Annotated in this window: 14 protein-coding genes; 6 read left to right on the forward strand and 8 right to left on the reverse strand. The window is 67.0% G+C overall.

Translation table 11 applies throughout. The annotated features are described in order from the left end of the window. Nucleotides 1-65: 65 nt before the first annotated feature. Nucleotides 66-263: a DUF1192 domain-containing protein gene (locus tag PX554_RS16320; protein ID WP_275503503.1), complete on the reverse strand. Its 198-nt coding sequence runs from the start codon at nt 261-263 to the stop codon at nt 66-68. A 105-nt stretch (nt 264-368) separates the two neighbouring features. Between PX554_RS16320 and PX554_RS16325 the strand changes: the two genes are divergently transcribed. The 3 genes from PX554_RS16325 (at nt 369) to PX554_RS16335 (ending at nt 4615) form a co-directional block, all read left to right on the forward strand. Beyond that, a complete protein-coding gene (locus PX554_RS16325) occupies nt 369-1352 on the forward strand; it encodes an NAD(P)H-quinone oxidoreductase (protein ID WP_093224684.1) in 984 nt (327 codons plus the stop codon). A gap of 3 nt (nt 1353-1355) precedes the next feature. Then, entirely contained in the window at nt 1356-1919 is a 564-nt protein-coding gene (locus PX554_RS16330; protein ID WP_093224388.1) for a hypothetical protein, read from the forward strand. A 206-nt stretch (nt 1920-2125) separates the two neighbouring features. Further along, complete coding sequence (locus PX554_RS16335; protein ID WP_275503508.1) at nt 2126-4615, forward strand: glycoside hydrolase family 9 protein; 2490 nt, start codon at nt 2126-2128, stop codon at nt 4613-4615. A gap of 535 nt (nt 4616-5150) precedes the next feature. On the opposite strand, the gene PX554_RS16340 is transcribed toward PX554_RS16335, so the two are convergent. After that, the gene (locus tag PX554_RS16340) at nt 5151-6440 is read right to left on the reverse strand and encodes an aminotransferase class V-fold PLP-dependent enzyme (RefSeq protein WP_275503511.1); all 1290 of its coding nucleotides are present in this window, start codon (nt 6438-6440) and stop codon (nt 5151-5153) included. A 209-nt stretch (nt 6441-6649) separates the two neighbouring features. Further along, complete coding sequence (locus tag PX554_RS16345) at nt 6650-8431, reverse strand: ABC-F family ATP-binding cassette domain-containing protein (RefSeq protein WP_275503513.1); 1782 nt, start codon at nt 8429-8431, stop codon at nt 6650-6652. A gap of 338 nt (nt 8432-8769) precedes the next feature. On the opposite strand from PX554_RS16345, the gene PX554_RS16350 reads away from it, so the two are divergent. From PX554_RS16350 to PX554_RS16360, 3 genes are all read left to right on the forward strand, one after another. Then, nucleotides 8770-9090, forward strand: coding sequence for a hypothetical protein (locus PX554_RS16350; RefSeq protein WP_093224394.1), 321 nt, complete (start codon nt 8770-8772; stop codon nt 9088-9090). Nucleotides 9091-9124: 34 nt separating this feature from the next. After that, nucleotides 9125-9790 carry a response regulator transcription factor gene (locus PX554_RS16355; RefSeq protein ID WP_093224396.1) on the forward strand — a complete coding sequence of 222 codons (666 nt, stop codon included), beginning with the start codon at nt 9125-9127 and terminating at the stop codon, nt 9788-9790. 123 nt (nt 9791-9913) lie between these two features. Beyond that, nucleotides 9914-11296, forward strand: a complete 1383-nt coding sequence (locus tag PX554_RS16360) for a sensor histidine kinase (protein ID WP_275503518.1) — start codon at nt 9914-9916, stop codon at nt 11294-11296. 184 nt (nt 11297-11480) lie between these two features. Here PX554_RS16360 and PX554_RS16365 read toward each other — a convergent pair whose 3' ends face one another. The 5 genes from PX554_RS16365 to PX554_RS16385 form a co-directional block, all read right to left on the reverse strand. Next, entirely contained in the window at nt 11481-12488 is a 1008-nt protein-coding gene (locus PX554_RS16365) for an LLM class flavin-dependent oxidoreductase (protein WP_275503521.1), read from the reverse strand. A gap of 217 nt (nt 12489-12705) precedes the next feature. Then, complete coding sequence (locus PX554_RS16370; RefSeq protein WP_093224686.1) at nt 12706-13380, reverse strand: DUF1013 domain-containing protein; 675 nt, start codon at nt 13378-13380, stop codon at nt 12706-12708. Nucleotides 13381-13492: 112 nt separating this feature from the next. Beyond that, nucleotides 13493-14518 (reverse strand): glycosyltransferase family 4 protein, encoded by a 1026-nt coding sequence (locus PX554_RS16375; RefSeq protein WP_275503526.1) that lies wholly within the window; start codon nt 14516-14518, stop codon nt 13493-13495. A gap of 5 nt (nt 14519-14523) precedes the next feature. Further along, nucleotides 14524-15438, reverse strand: coding sequence for a UDP-2,3-diacylglucosamine diphosphatase (locus PX554_RS16380; RefSeq protein WP_275503529.1), 915 nt, complete (start codon nt 15436-15438; stop codon nt 14524-14526). Nucleotides 15439-15523: 85 nt separating this feature from the next. Next, on the reverse strand, nt 15524-16141 hold the full coding sequence (locus tag PX554_RS16385; RefSeq protein WP_275503531.1) for a glutathione S-transferase family protein: 618 nt from the start codon (nt 16139-16141) through the stop codon (nt 15524-15526). Between the last annotated feature and the right edge of the window lie 82 nt (nt 16142-16223).

The following is a 16223-nucleotide window of genomic DNA, read 5'->3' on the forward strand; positions in this document are numbered from 1 at the left end:
ATCAAGCACTTGAAATGCGCCTGCCCGCCCTGTTTCGCGTTCGCCGCCCGGTCTGGCGGGCGCGGTCATCTCCGAAAGAGATCGTCGGCGATGGCGCGGTGCTTGCTGGCGCGTTCGATCTGCTGTCGGCTGCGCGTGATTTCGCTTTCGAGCACCGTGATCCGCGCGGCGAGTTCGTCGAGCGAGAGGCGCTCGAGATCCTGCCGCACCAATTGGGATAGCGGATCGGCCGGGTTTTTCGCGAGAATCTCGTCGAAGTCCATGTGCGGATCGTTGACCGATGCGCGGGCGATGTCAATAAGGCCGGCGACGGGGCGCCAATCCCCCGGCGGGGGACGGGCGTGGCGACGGATGCGATACCAGTGACGATGCGGGCGATCGACCCGGACGCGCCCGGCGGGCCCGAGGTGCTCCGCGTCGTCGAGCGGCCGGTTCCCGCGTGCGGCGCGGGCGAGGTGCTGGTGCGCGTGGCGGCGGCGGGCGTCAACCGCCCCGACGTGCTCCAGCGCAAGGGCGGTTATCCGCCGCCGCGTGGCGCGCCCTCGATTCCCGGTCTCGAAATCTCCGGCACGATCGTCGCCACGGGCGAGGGGGTCGGGTCCGAACTGCTCGGCCAGCCGGTCTGCGCGCTCCTCGCCGGCGGCGGCTATGCCGACTATGCGAGCGTGCCGGCCGGGCAGTGCCTCCCGGTGCCCGAGTCGCTGTCGATGGCGGAGGCGGCGGCGCTGCCCGAGACTTTGTTCACCGTGTGGACCAATTTGTTCGAGCGCGCCTATGCGATCGAAGGCGATACGGTGCTGGTGCATGGTGGCACCAGCGGCATCGGCACGATGGCGATCTCGCTCGCCAAGCTGTTCGGGCTGACGATCATCGTCACCGTCGGCAACGATGCGAAACGCGCGGCGGCGCTGGCGCTCGGCGCGGATCATGCGATCAATTACGCCACGCAGGATTTCGTCGAGCAGGTCCGCGCGATCACCGGCGGCGCCGGGGTGGCGGCGGTGCTCGACATGGTCGGTGGCGATTACCTGCCGCGCAACCTCAAATGCCTCGCCGATGATGGCCGCCACGTCTCGATCGCGGTGCAGCGCGGCGCCACCGCCGAAATCCCGATCTTCGAGATCATGCGCCGCCGGCTGACGCTGACCGGATCGACGCTGCGCTCGCGCGACACCGCGTTCAAGTCGCTCGTCGCCGACGAGCTGCACCGGACCGTATGGCCGCATGTCGAGGCCGGCAAGCTGCGCCCCGTGATGGACCGCAGCTTCCCGCTCGCCGAAGCCGCCGCCGCGCATCGCCGGATGGAGGCGGGCGACCATATCGGCAAGATCGTGCTGACGATGGACGACTGACCCATGGCGCACGCCGACCCGATAGTCGCGCGCGACCAGCATATCCGCAGCGCGATTCTCGGCGTCATCGTGCTCTACGCGGCGATCGTGCTGATGGTCACCGACCGTCCGGTGGTGATCGGCAGCCGCGCGCTGGTGTTGCCCGGCGCCAGCATCCCGGTGTCGGCCGCACCGAAAGGCTATGTCGAAGCGCTCGACCAATATGGCGTGCATTTGCCCAAACAGGGGCACGCGCCGGCGCTGGCGGAGCGCGCCCCGCTCACGGTCGAGCGGCTGCGTTTCGGCTATTCGATCGTCGAGACGAGCATCCTCGGCGCGCCGTATTGGTATCGCAAGGATGACGGCTACGTCGTTTATTACGAAACGCTGCGCGAATATGTCTACGCGCCGGTGACCGACGATTATATGCGCAAGGTCGGGCTGCCGGGGCCGAAGCCGCTGTCGCGCCAGTCATTCGCTTGGTGGGAGCATGTTTGGGGCTGGGTCTTCCCGCTCGCGCTCGCGGGCTGGGGGCTGTTCGAGATCGGCGCGGCGCGGCGCCGGCGCGAGGCCGAAGGGTTGATCTGAGCGCAGCAACGCCGGGCCGCCCCTCGTGGCGGCGATGATATTGATTTGAACGACAAATCCTGTTGCCCGCCGCCCGCCTTTCGTCCACAAGAAAGGTAGCGGTCACATGGCGTTAGCCGGGTCGTCCGTATCCCCGCAATAATCGCGCGATCGTTCCAGACGCGAAATGTGGGGCAAAGATGATAACGCTAACAGGAGAGGCGTCGATGCGTTACCGTGTATGTGCCAAGCTACTTGCGACCGTCAGTCTGGTCGCCACCCTCCACGCCGCCTCGGCGCAGTCGCTCAAGACCGGCCCCAACGATACGCTCGAGACGCAGGGCCTCAGCGTCATCATCGACCAGAACCAGTTCAGCCCGATCTTCTTCGACGAGAAAAATGCCGGCATCCAGCTCGTCCTCCACGGCGACCGCATCGCCACCGACGGCGCGGTCCGGCTCGACCGCACCCCCGAGCAATGGGCGCCGGTCCCCGCCTTCATCAGCCGCGAGCGCGGCAGCGAGCCCAATCAGATCGTCGTGCGCTCGGCGTACAAGGATCAGAACCTCGCCTATCGCGTGAAGGTCACCGCCGAGGGCACTGGCTTCCGCATCGCAGTCGATCTCGATCAGCCGTTGCCGCACGCGCTCGCCGGCAAGGCCGAGTTCAACCTCGATTTCCTGCCCACCGCCTATTTCGGCAAGACCTATCTGATAGATGCCGCCCCCGGCCTGTTCCCGCGCCACCCGACGGGCGAAATGGCGCTCGACGGATCGGGCGATCCGCTGCCGCTCGCCACTGGCGGCACATCGATCACGCTCGCGCCCGAAGACCCGCTCACGCGCGTCTCGATCACCTCGGATGCCGGCGCGCTGTCGCTGTACGACGCGCGGGCGCGTGCGCAGAACGGCTGGTTCGTGGTGCGTTCGCTGATCGCGGAAGGGGCGAAGGAGAATGCCGTCGTCTGGCATGTCCGCCCCAACGTCATCAAGGGCTGGACGCGCGCGCCGGTCGTCTCGTTCAACCAGGCCGGCTATACGCCCGCGCGCGACAAAGTCGCGCTGATCGAGCTCGATCCCGCCTTCAAGGCGCCAGGCGAGGCCGAACTGGTCAAGCTCGCGCCCGACGGCAGCCGTCAGGTCGTGCTGCGCGCCAAGACGCAGCCGCGCGGCCGCTTCCTGCGCTATGACTATGCCGCGTTCGACTTCTCGAGTGTGCGCGATCCCGGCATTTACGCGATCACCTATGCGGGCAACACTACCAACCCGTTCCGCATCTCGCCCGACGTATATGACCATGTCTGGCAGACCTCGCTCGACACCTTCCTCGCCGAGCAGATGGACCATGTCGGTGTGCGCGAGCAGTATCGCGTTTGGCAGTCGCCCTCCCATCTCGACGACGCACGGCAGGCGCCCGCCAACCACGTCCATTTCGACGGCTACCGGATGGGGCCGAACCTCGATTCACCGTTCAAGGCGGGCGAGCATATCCCCGGCCTCGCGGTCGGCGGCTGGCAGGATGCCGGCGATTACGACATCCAGACCCCCGACAATGCCTGGGTGGTGCGCGACCTCGTCTGGGCGCACGAGCTGTTCGGGCTGAAGTGGGACCAGACCAGCGTCGACGAGGCGGCGCGCGCGGTCGAAATCCGCAAGCCCGACGGGATCGAGGATTCGCTCCAGCAAATCCGCCACGGCACGCTGCAACTGCTCGCGCAGTACAAGGTATTCGGGCACGCCATCGTCGGCATCATCGATCCGACGCTGCGGCAATACGCCCATCTCGGCGATGCCGGTTCGCAGACCGACGGCAAGCTCTACGATCCCAAGCTCGGGCCGCTCGGCGATACCGGCGCGACCTCGGGCAAGCCCGACGACCGCTGGGCGTTCACCACCGACATCCCGGCGACCAACCTCTATGTCGTCGGCGCGCTGGCCGGGGCGAGCCGCGCGCTCGCCACGCTCGACCCCCAGATGTCGGCCGAGGCGCTCGCCACCGCCAAGGCGCTATGGGCCAAGCAACAGCCGCGGCTCGTTGACAGCAGCGAGGGGCGCGAGAACAGCTTCGCCTCGCGCTTCCCCGATGTCGCGAACGTCGCGGCGACGGTCGAACTGGTCATCACCACCAAGGGCGACCCGACCTACACCGCCAAGCTGAAGGCGCTGCTGCCGACGATCAGCGAGCGCTTCGCTTTCATCGGCAGCGCGGCGGTGCGGGCGATTCCGTTCATGGACGCCGACTATCGCGCCAAGCTGGTGCCGCTGGTGCAGGCGGCCAAGGCGAAGATCGACGCCGACATGGCCAAGAACCCGTTCGGCGTGCCGGTGAGCCTGGGAACCTGGGCCGGGTCGCACGACGTGGCGACGTTCGGCAGCACGATGTACATGCTCCACACCGCCTTCCCCGAGATCGTCGGGCCGGAATATTCGCTGCGCGCGCTCGATTACATGCTCGGCCGGCACCCCGCCAACAACCTGTCGCTGGTCTCGACGGTCGGCACGCAATCGCGGCTGATCGGCTACGGCCACAACCGCGCCGACTATAGCTTCATCCCCGGCGGGATGACGCCCGGCGTGATCGTCATCAAGCCCGACTTCCCCGAGGTGAAGACCGACTGGCCGTTCCTGTGGTTCGAGAACGAATATACCGTCAGCACGACCTCGGCCTATATCCTCGCCGCCAACGCGGCGGCGGCGGCGGCGAAGGAGGCGAAATAACGCAGGGATGTGCCCGCCCCGTTCGTGCTGAGCTTGTCGAAGCACGCGCCCCAAGCGTTGCGCTCCGGGCCCGTCCTTCGACTTCGCTCAGGACGAACGGCGTGGGGGGGGCGGCCGGATCAAGTGATTCCTTCATCTCGGCGAAGAAGGTGCAATACCACCGCCCCGTTCGTCCCGAGCGAAGTCGAGGGATGTTCCGCAAGCGCTGCGGGAGGTGTCTCGACTGCGCTCGACACGAACGGGTGGGGATCGGGCGAGTCTCTTCATCTTCCGGAATACATCGCTCGGCCGCTTCGCCCACCCCGTTCGTGCTGAGCCTGTCGAAGCACGTGCCCTAAGCGCTGCGCTCCGGGCACGTCCTTCGACTTCGCTCAGGATGAACGGGGGGTGGGTGAAGCCGCGGCCAGATCAGCGCACCTCCATCTTGGCGAGAGAGGCGAAACACCACCTCCCCGTTCATCCCGAGCGAAGTCGAGGGGTGGCCGCGAGCGCGACGACAGGTGTCTCGACCTCGCTCGACATGAACGAGGATAGATCACGCGATCCCCTTCATCTTCCGAAACGCATCGAAGCGGTCGAGGAAGCGGTCGAGATCGGCCTTGGACAGATAATAGGGCGTCGAGAGCCGCAGCTTGCTCGGCTCGCCGCCGCGGATGCGGATCTTGTGGTTGTTCCACAGCCACGTTTCGAGTTCCATGCGCGAGACCGGCGGCACGTTGACGGTGGTGATCGCGCAGCGCAGCGTCGGATCGGGCGAGGTCCAGCTTTCCGCGCCGCGCTTGACCATCTCGGCGTGGAGGTAATCGGCCATCTGGCGATGGCGCTTCTCGATCCGGTCGATGCCGATGCCTTGCGCGAGTGCGATCGACGCGTTCAGCCCCATCATGGTCGGGATGTTGGACGATCCGAACTGCTGATAGCGCCCCGCCTTGAGCGACAGGTCATCCCACGAATGCGTCACCGTCGTTGGCCAGACGCGGTTGATGATGCTGTCGTCGCGCAGATACAGGAACCCCGTGCCCTTGGGCGCGAACAGCCATTTGTGCATCGATCCGGTGTAGAGATCGCAGCCGATGTCGTTGAGATCGACCTTCATCATCCCCGCCGCGTGTGCGCCATCGAACGCCGAGACGATGCCCTTCGAGCGCGCCAGCGCCGAGATCTGCTTGGCCGGCAGCACCACGCCGGTGCTGGTGCTGATATGGCTGACGAAGATGATCCGGGTGCGCGGGGTGATCGCGTCGTTGATTCGGTTGAGGATCTCGTCGGTGCTTTTGGGCGGCTTGGGCATCGCGAAGGTCTTGATGACGATGCCGTAGCGCTTGGCGCGTAGCTCCCACGGCGCGATGCCGCTGCCATGTTCCTCGTCGGACATCAGCACCTCGTCGCCCGGCTTCATCTCGAAGCCGTTGCCGACGAAGCTGTTCGCCTCGGTGCAATTGCGCACCATCGCGATCTGATCGACCCGCGCGCCCATCAGGTCGGCGAAGGGTTTGCGGAACTCGGGCCACGGGCCATAGCCCCAGATCGGATAATCCTCCGGCGCCGCCTGCATCATCTGCTCGGTCTGCTCATAGCTGTCGAACACCGCCTTGAGCACCGGGCGCGGCGAGGAACCGACCGTGCCGTTGTTGAGGTTGACGAGATCGGCCGGCATCAGGAACTGCTTGCGCAAGGACGCCCAATAGGCGTCCTCATTGGTATCGTAGAGGCCGGGCGCCGGCATCGCGACCGGCGTCAGCGCCGCGGCGAAAGCTTCGCGTCCAAACGGGGCGGCAAGCCCGGCGGCGGTTGCGGTCGCGAGCAGGGAACGGCGGTTGAGCATCGGCACCTCGATTTGGATGGGATGCCGTCGAGCGTAGCGCCTTTGTCACGCTGCGCAATCCATATTCCTGAGGAGAAAGGTGGCCCTGCGCCAAACCTACCGTTTGTGCTGAGCGAAGTCGAAGCACGTGGCCCCGGACGAGGCGCCTGGCGCACGCACTTCGACTTCGCTCAGTGCGAACGGAGGAGCGCCAGTCCCCTGCGAACCCGTTACCCCTCGACCATCTCCGCCAGTTCGAGCCAGCGCATTTCCGCCGCGTCCTTGTCGTCGCGCGCTTTCGCCACCGCTTTGGTCAGCGCCTCGAACCGCGCGAAATCCTTCGCGTAGAGCGCGGGATCGGCGAGCAGCGCCTCGTCGCGCGCGATCTGCGCTTCCAGTTCCTCGATCCGCTTGGGCAGCAGTTCGTAATCGCGCTGATCCTTGTAGGTCAGCTTGACCTTGGGCGCGGCGACCGGCGGCGCGGTCGGCTGCACCTTGCGCGGGTTCTCGCGCTTGCCGCCACCCGCCTTCGCCCGGCGCTGCCTCTCCCAATCCTCATAGCCGCCCGCGACGACATCGACCTTCCCCGATCCGTCGAGCCCGAGCGTCACCGTCACGGTGCGATCGAGAAAGTCGCGGTCGTGGCTGACGATCAGCACGGTACCGTCGAAATCGCCGATCACGTCCTGCAACAGATCGAGCGTCTCGAGGTCGAGATCGTTGGTCGGCTCGTCGAGCACCAGCAGGTTCGACGGTCGCGCGAATTCGCGTGCCAGCAGCAACCGCGAGCGTTCGCCGCCGGAGAGCGTGCCGATCTTGGCGTCGATCATATGGCCGTCGAACAGGAAGTCCTTGAGGTAGCCGATGACGTGCTTGCGCACGCCCTGGACATCGACCCAATCGCCGCCGTCGGCGAGCACCTCGCGCACGGTCTTCTGCGGCTCCATTTTCGTGCGCTGCTGGTCGATCACGATCGCTTCGATCGTCTGCGCGAACTTGATCTCGCCCCTGTCTGGCGCGAGCGTGCCGGTGAGCAGCTTGATGAGGGTCGATTTGCCCGCACCGTTTGCGCCGACGATGCCGATCCGGTCCTTGCGCGTGATGCGCAGCGTGAGATCGTCGATGATCTTGCGCGGGCCGAAGCTCTTGGAGATGTGCTTCGCGTCGATCACCACCTTGCTGCGCGCGTCATCGGTGCCGATCGTGAGGTTGGCCGAGCCTTGCGGGCCGACCATCGCCGCGCGCTCGGCACGCATCTCGTGCAGCTTGGTGAGTCGGCCCTGGTTGCGCCGTCGCCGCCCGGTCACGCCGCGCAACAGCCAATGCTCCTCGATCTTCAATTTGGCGTCGAGCCGCTGCGCGTTGCGCTCCTCCTCGGCATAGACCTGTTCGGTCCACGCCTCGAACCCGCCGAAGCCGATCTCGGCGCGTCGCATCGCGCCGCGATCGAGCCACAGGGTCTGTTTGGTGAGGCGTGTCAGGAAGGTACGGTCATGGCTGATGACGACGAAGGCGCCACGGAAGCGGTTGAGCCATTCCTCGAGCCAGTCGATCGCGGCGATGTCGAGATGGTTGGTCGGCTCGTCGAGCAGCAGCACGTCCGGGTCCATCGCCAGCGCGCGCACGATCGCGGCGCGGCGGCGCTCGCCGCCCGAGGCCGAGGCGGATTCGCGCGACAGGTCGATGCCGAGCTGGTCGGCGATCGCATCGGCCTCATAGGGCTGCGGCGCATCGTCGCCGCCCTGCACGTAGTCGCGCAGCGTTGGGAAGGTGCGCAGGTCCGGTTCCTGTTCGAGCATCACGACGCGCGTACCCGGCACGACGCTGCGGCGCCCCTCGTCGCTGTCGATCACGCCGGCGAGCAGCTTGAGCAGCGTGGTCTTGCCCGCGCCGTTGCGCCCGATCAGCGCGAGCCGGTCGCGCGGGCCGACGTTGATGTCGAGGCCACGAAACAACCAGCCCGACCCCTGGATGACGCCGAGATTTTCATATGCGAGGATAGGTGCTGCCATAGCGTGCGCGCCCTAACGCTTTAGCGCAGCTAAAGCGAGGGCTTCGCGCACGCTCGGCCGGCGGCGCTATAGCGCCGTCCGACGCGGCTTTGCCGCGTCGAGCCTTCTCTCCACGCATTTCCCCACCCGTTCGTGCCGAGCGAAGTCGAGGCGCCTGCACTCCGGATCGCCCCTCGATTTCGGTCGGGGCGAACGGTGGGGGTGGGTGACCGACGCGGGAGTAATCCCGCGTCGCCGGACGGGTTCGGCTTAGCCGACCCGCCGGCCGGCCGCAGCGCGAGCTCAGCGTTGCCGCTGCCGCGCTGCGGCATTCACAGGCTGTTCAAGGCCCGGCCACTATGCAACACCTTATGAAGATGCTCGCCGCCTTTGCATTGCCCCTGTTGCTCGCCGCGCCGGCCGCCGCCCTCGCGGCGCCCGCGCCCGAGCAGCAGCGCGACCAGCAACAGGCGTGGCGCCAGCGCCAGCAGGGCCGCATCCTCCCGTTACGCGAAATCGAGGCAAGGGTGCTGCCGGCGATGCGCGGCAGCCAGTATCTCGGCTTCGATTTCGAGGGGGACAGCGGGATTTACACGCTCAAGTTCCTGCGCGATGGCGTCGTCATCTGGGTCGATGTCGATGGCCGCTCCGGCCAGATCATCGGCCGTACCGGCCACTGAGCCTAAATCCGCTGATTTCCAAAAGGGGACTAAGATGCGCGTGCTGATCGTCGAGGACGAACCCAATCTGGGCCAGCAGCTCAAGAACACGCTCGAGGGCGCCGGTTACGCGATCGACCTCGCCACGGATGGCGAGGAAGGGCATTTCCTCGGCTCGACCGAGAATTACGACGCGGTCGTGCTCGATCTCGGCCTGCCCGAGATCGACGGGCTGACCGTGCTCGACCGCTGGCGCAAGGAGGGCAAGGTGATGCCCGTCCTCGTCCTCACCGCGCGCGATAGCTGGTCGGACAAGGTCGCCGGGCTCGATGCGGGCGCCGACGATTATGTCGCCAAGCCGTTCCAGTCCGAGGAGCTGATCGCGCGGCTGCGCGCGCTGATCCGCCGCGCGAGCGGAAACGCCTCGTCCGAGCTGATCGCGGGCGACGTGCGGCTGGACACGCGCAGCGGCAAGGTCACGCTCGCGGGCGAGCCGGTCAAGCTGACCGCGCAGGAATACAAGCTGCTCAGCTATCTGCTCCACCACAAGGGCAAGGTAGTGAGCCGCACCGAACTGATCGAGCATATCTACGATCAGGATTTCGATCGCGATTCGAACACGATCGAGGTGTTCGTCACGCGCATCCGCAAGAAGCTCGGGCAGGATGTCATCACCACCATCCGCGGGCTCGGCTACAGCCTCGAAGAACCCAATGGCTAAGGCGTTCCCCACATCCCCCCCCGCCAGGGGGAGGTGGCACGCGCAGCGTGACGGAGGGGGAGGGCTACGGAACGGTCGAGAGGCGCCGCAGCCCTCCCCCTGGCGGGGGAGGATCCGGTTCGCATGACTGAAGACACCGCGCCTGACATCTCCGCGCCCGTTCCCCGCGTGCGCACCACCGGATCGCTCAGCCGGCGCATGATCGTCATCGCGGCGGCCTGGATCCTCATCCTGCTCACCGCCGGCGGGTTCGCGCTTGATCGCGTGCTCAAAACCGCGATCACGCAGAATTTCGACGACCAGCTCGAATATGTGCTCAAGGCGCAGATCGTCTCGTCCGAGATCGGCCCCGACGGCGAGGTGATGTTCACCCGCGAGGCGGCGGACCAGCGCTTTCTCGAACCCGGCTCGGGGCTTTACTGGCAGGTGAGCGCACCGGGGCAGGAGGCGTTCCCGTCGCGCTCGCTGTGGGACCGGCGGCTGGCTTATGGCGGGCAGCACAACGATCTCGGCGTCCACGTCTACGACAGCGATCAATTCCCCGACGAGCGGCTGCGCATCGTCGAGCGCGATATCAAACTACCCGGATCGCCGGTGCGCTGGCGCTTCCAGGTCGCGCAGAGCCGCGCCGGCCTGGACGCGCAGATCAAGATCCTGCGCAGCACGATGCTCAAGAGCTTCGCGCTCCTCGGCTTCGGGCTGATCGTGATGGCGGCGCTCCAGACCTTCTACGGGCTGTGGCCGCTGCGCAAGGTTCGCGAGGAGATCGCGCGGATGCGCGCGGGCAAGGCGCGCCAGATCGAACGCGCGATGCCGATCGAGGTCGCGCCAATGGTCGAGGAACTGAACGCGCTGATCGAGCATAACGAGAAACAGGCCGAGGAAGCGCGCCGCCACGCCGGCAATCTCGCGCACGCGCTCAAGACCCCGCTCACCGTCATCATGAACGCCGCGACCGCGCAGGCCGACGATCTCGGCGAGACGGTGATTCGTGAGGCGCGGACGATGCGGCGGCAGGTCGATCATCACCTCGCCCGCGCCCGCGCGGTCGGCCGGCGCGGATCGGCGCACAGCCGCGCCGATGTGTGGCCGAGCCTCGAATCGGTCGAGCGTGCGGTCGCGCGGCTGTACCGCCATGTGCGCATCGACATCGCCGGCCCGAAGGACTTGCAGGTGCATGTCGAGCGGCAGGATCTCGACGAGATGCTCGGCAACCTCGTCGAGAACGCCGCCAAATATGGCGGCGGCAGCGTCTTCGTGACGGTGGGCGCGCAGGCCGGCTTCGTCGAGTTCCTGATCGAAGACGACGGCATGGGCATCCCCGAGGAGCAGCGCGCGCGCATCTTCGATCGCGGCGTGCGGCTCGACAGCGGCAAGCCCGGCACCGGGCTCGGTATGGGGATCGTGCGCGACGTGGCGGAAATCTACGGCGGCACCGTCGCGCTGGAGGAGAGCGAGGATCTCGGCGGATTGTTGGTGCGGCTGAGGCTGCCCGCCGCGAACTAAGTCCCGTTCGTCCGGGTGAAGTCGAAGGACGGTGGTTCACGGTGCCTCGACTGCGCTCGGCACGAACGGGCCGCCACCTTTTCCCCGTTCGTGCTGAGCGAAGTCGAAGCACGTACCCCGCGCGCCACCGCCTGGGGTGCGCCCTTCGACAGGCTCAGGGCGAACGGTCGTCAGCTTGAAGGATTCAGGCCGCGACAGCCTCTTTGCCGAGCGCCTGCATCGCCCCGGCCGCGATCTCGAGGCTGCGTTTGCGCGCTTCGTGATCGTACATCATGCTCGTCACCATGATCTCGTCGACGCCGGTGCGGGCGATGAACGCCGCGATCCCCTCGGCGACCTTGGCAGGGCCGCCGATCGCCGAGCATTGCAGCACGTGGTCGAGCATCGCATTGCCCTGCGCGCCGAGCCCGGCGCGATAGCCGTGGATCGGCGGCGGCAGCCGGCCGGGCGTGCCGGTGCGCAGCGCGATGAACGCCTGCTGCTGGGAGGAGGCGAGATATTCCGCCTCGTCATCGGTTTCGGCGGCGATCACGTTGAAACCGGCCATCAGATGGGGCTTGGCGAGCGCCGCCGACGGCTTGAAGTCGCGCCGATAGATCGCGATCGCCTCCATCAGCGAATCCGGCGCGAAATGCGATGCGAAGGCATAGGGCAGGCCGAGCATCGCCGCGAGTTGCGCGCCGAACGTGCTCGATCCGAGAATCCATAGCGACACGTCGGCACCCGCGCCCGGCGTCGCGGTGATGCCGGTCTGGCCGTCGTCGGCGAAATAGCTCTGCAATTCGAGCACGTCGCGCGGGAAGGCGTTGGCGTCGCTCGCCAGGGTGCGGCGCATCGCGCGCGCGACGCGCTGGTCGGAGCCGGGCGCGCGGCCGAGGCCAAGATCGATCCGGCCGGGGAACAGCGCGTCGAGCGTGCCGAACTGTTCGGCGATCGCCAGCGGCGCGTGGTTGGGCAGCATGATGCCGCCGGCGCCGACCCGGATCGTCGAGGTCGCCGCGGCGACGTGTCCGATCACCACCGAGGTGGCCGCGCTGGCGATGCCGGGCATGCCGTGATGCTCGGCGGTCCAATAGCGCGTGAAGCCGAGTCGCTCGGCCGTCCGCGCCAGATCGGCGGCGTTGGCGAGGCTTTGCGCGACGGAACCGCCCTGAACGACGGGCACGAGATCGAGAAGCGAATAAGCTGTCATGCGCCGGATGTGGGGAGGCGCGGGACGGCTTACCAGACCGGACGGTACAAAAATCCCGGTCGCTTGCCGGCGACCCTTGCAGTGCTATCGTTGAACACTCCCTGCGCCGTTCGTGCCGAGCTTGTCGAAGCACGCGCCCCAGGTGCTGCATTGCCTGGCACGTGCTTCGACAAGCTCAGCACGAACGGGAGGAAGATAATTCGGCGGAGGCGGGCGATTACCGGCGGAACAGCGTCTCGGCGGTCGGCTCGGACGGCGTGATGCCGCCGCTCTCGCCGTTCTCGCCGCGCGCGGCCTGCTCGCGCTGCGCGCGCAGTTCGGTGATGAGCGCCTCGCGGTCACCCTCCAGCCGGGTATCGACCGGCGCCTCGATACCGGCCGCCTTGGCCGCCTTCGCCACCGCCGCGTCGAGCTCGCGCTGCGTGGTCAGGCCCAGCGTGACCGGATCCTTCGGCGTGATGTTGGCGATGTTCCAGTGGCTGCGGTCGCGGATCGCGGCGATCGTGGTGCGGGTGGTGCCGATCAGATTGCCGATCGCGCCGTCCGAAATCTCGGGATGGTTGCGGATGATCCAGGCGATGCCGTCGGGCTTGTCCGAACGCTTCGAAACCGGCGTGTAGCGCGGCCCCTTGGTGCGGCGGACCTGCTCGGGGCCTTTGAGGATCTGCAGGCGATAATCGGGGTTCGCCTGGCCCTTGTCGATCTCTTCCTGGGTCAGTTCGTGCGCGCGCACCGGATCGCGGCCGGTCAGCTTGGTCGCGGCGGTATCGTCGGCGATCGCCTGGATCTCGAGGATGTGCAGCCCGCAGAACTCGGCGATCTGCTCGAACGAAAGCGAGGTGTTGTCGACGAGCCAGGACGCGGTCGCGTGCGGCATAAGCGGCTGGGCCACGAAATACTCCTTCAAAAACGGAAAGGGCCGCCCCTTTCGGAGCGGCCGCAGTAATGCATATGACTTAATGCTTATGCCCCGCCGGGGCAAGCGCCGTGCGACGGGCGCGTAATCAGGCCGCGATCGCCGCGTCGTCCAGCCCGACCGGGGCGAGCGCCTTGAGGAATTGCCGCGCGCTCGCCTCCCAGGTGAAGCTCTGGCCGTAGGCGGCGCAGGCCGCGCGGTCGAGCGTCAGCGCCTGCGCGATCGCGGTGTCGAGATCCTCGTCCATCACGCCGACGCCGGGTTTGAGCACGTCGAGCGGCCCCGTCACCGGATAGGCGGCGACCGGCGTGCCGCATGCCATCGCCTCGATCATCACCAGCCCGAACGTGTCGGTGCGGCTCGGAAAGACGAAGACGTCGGCGGCGGCATAGGCGGCGGCGAGCTCCGCGCCGAAGCGTGCGCCGAGGAACCTCGCATCGGGAAACCGCGCTTCGAGCGCGGCGCGCGCCGGGCCGTCGCCGACGATGACCTTGGTGCCGGGGTGCGACGCGGTCAGGAACGCCTCGATATTCTTCTCGATTGCGACCCGCCCGACGTAGAGCATCACCGGGCCGGGCAGCGCGCGCAGTTCGGCGTCGGGCGCGGTGGCCGAGAACAGCGACAGATCGACGCCGCGCCCCCATTCGCGCACCCGCGTGAGATCGTGATCCTTGAGCGTCGCCTCGATCGAGCGCGTTGAGGCGAGAATCGCCTGGGCGGGGGCATGGAACCAGCGGATGTAGCGCCAGACCCATTCGGGGTTCACGCCCGTTCGCGCCGAGACATAGTCGGGGAATTGGGTGTGATAGGCGGTGGTGAACGGAAAATTCTGCGTCAGGCACCAGCGCCGCGCGGCGAGGCACACCGGTCCTTCGGTGGCGAGGTGGATGGCGTGCGGGTTGAAATCGGCGAGCATCTTGCCGACGCCGCCGGTGCTGGCGAGCGCGAGGCGGATTTCGGGATAGGTCGGGCAGGGCAGCGAATAGAACAGATCGGGCGAGACGACGAGCACCTGATGCCCCTGGCGCTCAAGTTCGGCGCGAACGGATTGCAGCGTGCGGACGACCCCGTTGACCTGCGGGCTCCATGCGTCCGTGGCGATCGCGATCCGCACCGCGCTCAGGCCGCCATCATCTCGATCTCCGCGGGCGCCTCGGTCACCGCCTCGGGCGGCTTGCGGGCGGCAATTTCGTCGGCCCAGTGCAACACCTCCATGCGACCGTCGAAATGCTCGACCAAGGCCGTGCAGCCCTCCACCCAGTCGCCATCGTTATAATATTCAACGCCGCCGATATAACGGATTTCGGCGGTGTGGATATGCCCGCACACGACGCCGTCGACACCGCGCGCGCCCGCCGCTTCCGCGATCACCTGCTCGTAATTCGAGATGAATTCGACCGCGTTCTTCACCTTCGCCTTCGCATGTTTCGAGAGCGACCAATATGGCAGGTTGAAACGGCGGCGATAGGCGTTCACCAGCCGGTTCAGGGCCATCAAGGTTTCATATGCGACATCGCCGACATGCGCCAGCCATCTGTGCGCGAGCGTGATCGCGTCGAATTCGTCGCCGTGGAGCACCAGCAGGCGGCGCCCGTCGGCGGTGGTGTGGATCGCTTTGCGGCGGATCGAGACGCCGCCGAAGCTCAGTCCGCTGAACTGGCGCATCACCTCGTCATGGTTGCCGGGGATGTAGATGACGTCGGTGCCGCGCTTGGCGCGTTTCAGGATGCGCCACACCACGTCGTTGTGCGCGGCGGGCCAGTAGAACTTCTTCTTCAGCCGCCAGCCGTCGATGATGTCGCCGACCAGATACATCGTGTCGCTGTCGACATGGTCGAGGAAGTCGATCAGCATCTCCGCGTTGCAGCCGCGCGTGCCGAGATGGATGTCCGAAATCCAGATCGTGCGGTAGCGGAGCCGTTCGGGCGGAGTGCGCTCGGGGATCGCCGGCGTGGAGTTCGCGAAATCGAACAGGTCCGTGACCGAGCCGTCTCCCGGCAGCAGATCCATCGCAATCTTGGTGACGGCGTCCATGCGCATTCCCCGGCCCGGATATCGGCTGAGACCGTGCTATGGCCGGGTTTTGTTACACCTTGAGTCGGGCGGGATGACAGCCGCGTTACGCGGTGATGGCGACATGCCCCGGCTGCGCCGCGACTCGCGCCAGCCATGCCGATACGGCGGGCCAGCGTGCGAGATCGAACCCGCCCTCGCTCGCGACATGCGTATAGGCGTAGAGCGCGATATCGGCGAGCGTGAAGCGGCCGCCGGCGAACCAGTCGGCGCGGGCGAGGTGATCCTCCATCAGCGTCAGTGCCGCTTCCGCCGCCGCCGTCCGGGCGGGAATCTGCGCGCGCTGTGCGTCGGTGAGGTTGGCCTCGCCGATCATCGCGCGCCAGAAGCGCAGCGTCGCGACGTTGGGTTCATGGTTATACTGTTCCCAGAACATCCAGCGCAGCATGTCGGCGTGGTCGAAGCGGTCCTCGGGGATCAGCGCCGAACCGTGGGCGAGCCACACGCACGCCGCATTGCTTTCCGGCAGGAAGCGGTCGCCGATCTGGAGGACGGGGATGCGCCCATTGGCGTTGACGTCGCGCAGGAACGTTTCGGAGCGCGTCTCGCCCGTGAGGATGTCATAATCGCGCCGCCCGAGCGGAACGCCGAGATGCGCGGCGGTCAGCCGGATCTTGTAGCAATTCCCCGATGGCGCATATTCGTGCAGGATCAGATCGGTCATGGTCGCCCCCTATGCCGCGCCGCTTGTGCCCGCATCGCGCGCGGGCGCCAAGCAAAGCGTGGCGGGGGGCAGATAAGCCGGG

Source organism: Sphingomonas pollutisoli (genome assembly GCF_029167165.1).
Taxonomy (GTDB): domain Bacteria; phylum Pseudomonadota; class Alphaproteobacteria; order Sphingomonadales; family Sphingomonadaceae; genus Sphingomonas; species Sphingomonas pollutisoli.

What these genes read in the sequence shown, in the direction of transcription:
- PX554_RS16320 (WP_275503503.1), bottom strand. Translation starts at nt 263, where the DNA reads ATGGACTTCGACGAGATTCTCGCGAAAAACCCGGCCGATCCGCTATCC.
- PX554_RS16340 (WP_275503511.1), bottom strand. Translation starts at nt 6,440, where the DNA reads ATGCTCAACCGCCGTTCCCTGCTCGCGACCGCAACCGCCGCCGGGCTT.
- PX554_RS16345 (WP_275503513.1), bottom strand. Translation starts at nt 8,431, where the DNA reads ATGGCAGCACCTATCCTCGCATATGAAAATCTCGGCGTCATCCAGGGG.
- PX554_RS16330 (WP_093224388.1), top strand. Translation starts at nt 1,356, where the DNA reads ATGGCGCACGCCGACCCGATAGTCGCGCGCGACCAGCATATCCGCAGC.
- PX554_RS16325 (WP_093224684.1), top strand. Translation starts at nt 369, where the DNA reads ATGCGGGCGATCGACCCGGACGCGCCCGGCGGGCCCGAGGTGCTCCGC.
- PX554_RS16355 (WP_093224396.1), top strand. Translation starts at nt 9,125, where the DNA reads ATGCGCGTGCTGATCGTCGAGGACGAACCCAATCTGGGCCAGCAGCTC.
- PX554_RS16380 (WP_275503529.1), bottom strand. Translation starts at nt 15,438, where the DNA reads ATGGACGCCGTCACCAAGATTGCGATGGATCTGCTGCCGGGAGACGGC.
- PX554_RS16385 (WP_275503531.1), bottom strand. Translation starts at nt 16,141, where the DNA reads ATGACCGATCTGATCCTGCACGAATATGCGCCATCGGGGAATTGCTAC.
- PX554_RS16360 (WP_275503518.1), top strand. Translation starts at nt 9,914, where the DNA reads ATGACTGAAGACACCGCGCCTGACATCTCCGCGCCCGTTCCCCGCGTG.
- PX554_RS16350 (WP_093224394.1), top strand. Translation starts at nt 8,770, where the DNA reads ATGCAACACCTTATGAAGATGCTCGCCGCCTTTGCATTGCCCCTGTTG.
- PX554_RS16365 (WP_275503521.1), bottom strand. Translation starts at nt 12,488, where the DNA reads ATGACAGCTTATTCGCTTCTCGATCTCGTGCCCGTCGTTCAGGGCGGT.
- PX554_RS16335 (WP_275503508.1), top strand. Translation starts at nt 2,126, where the DNA reads ATGCGTTACCGTGTATGTGCCAAGCTACTTGCGACCGTCAGTCTGGTC.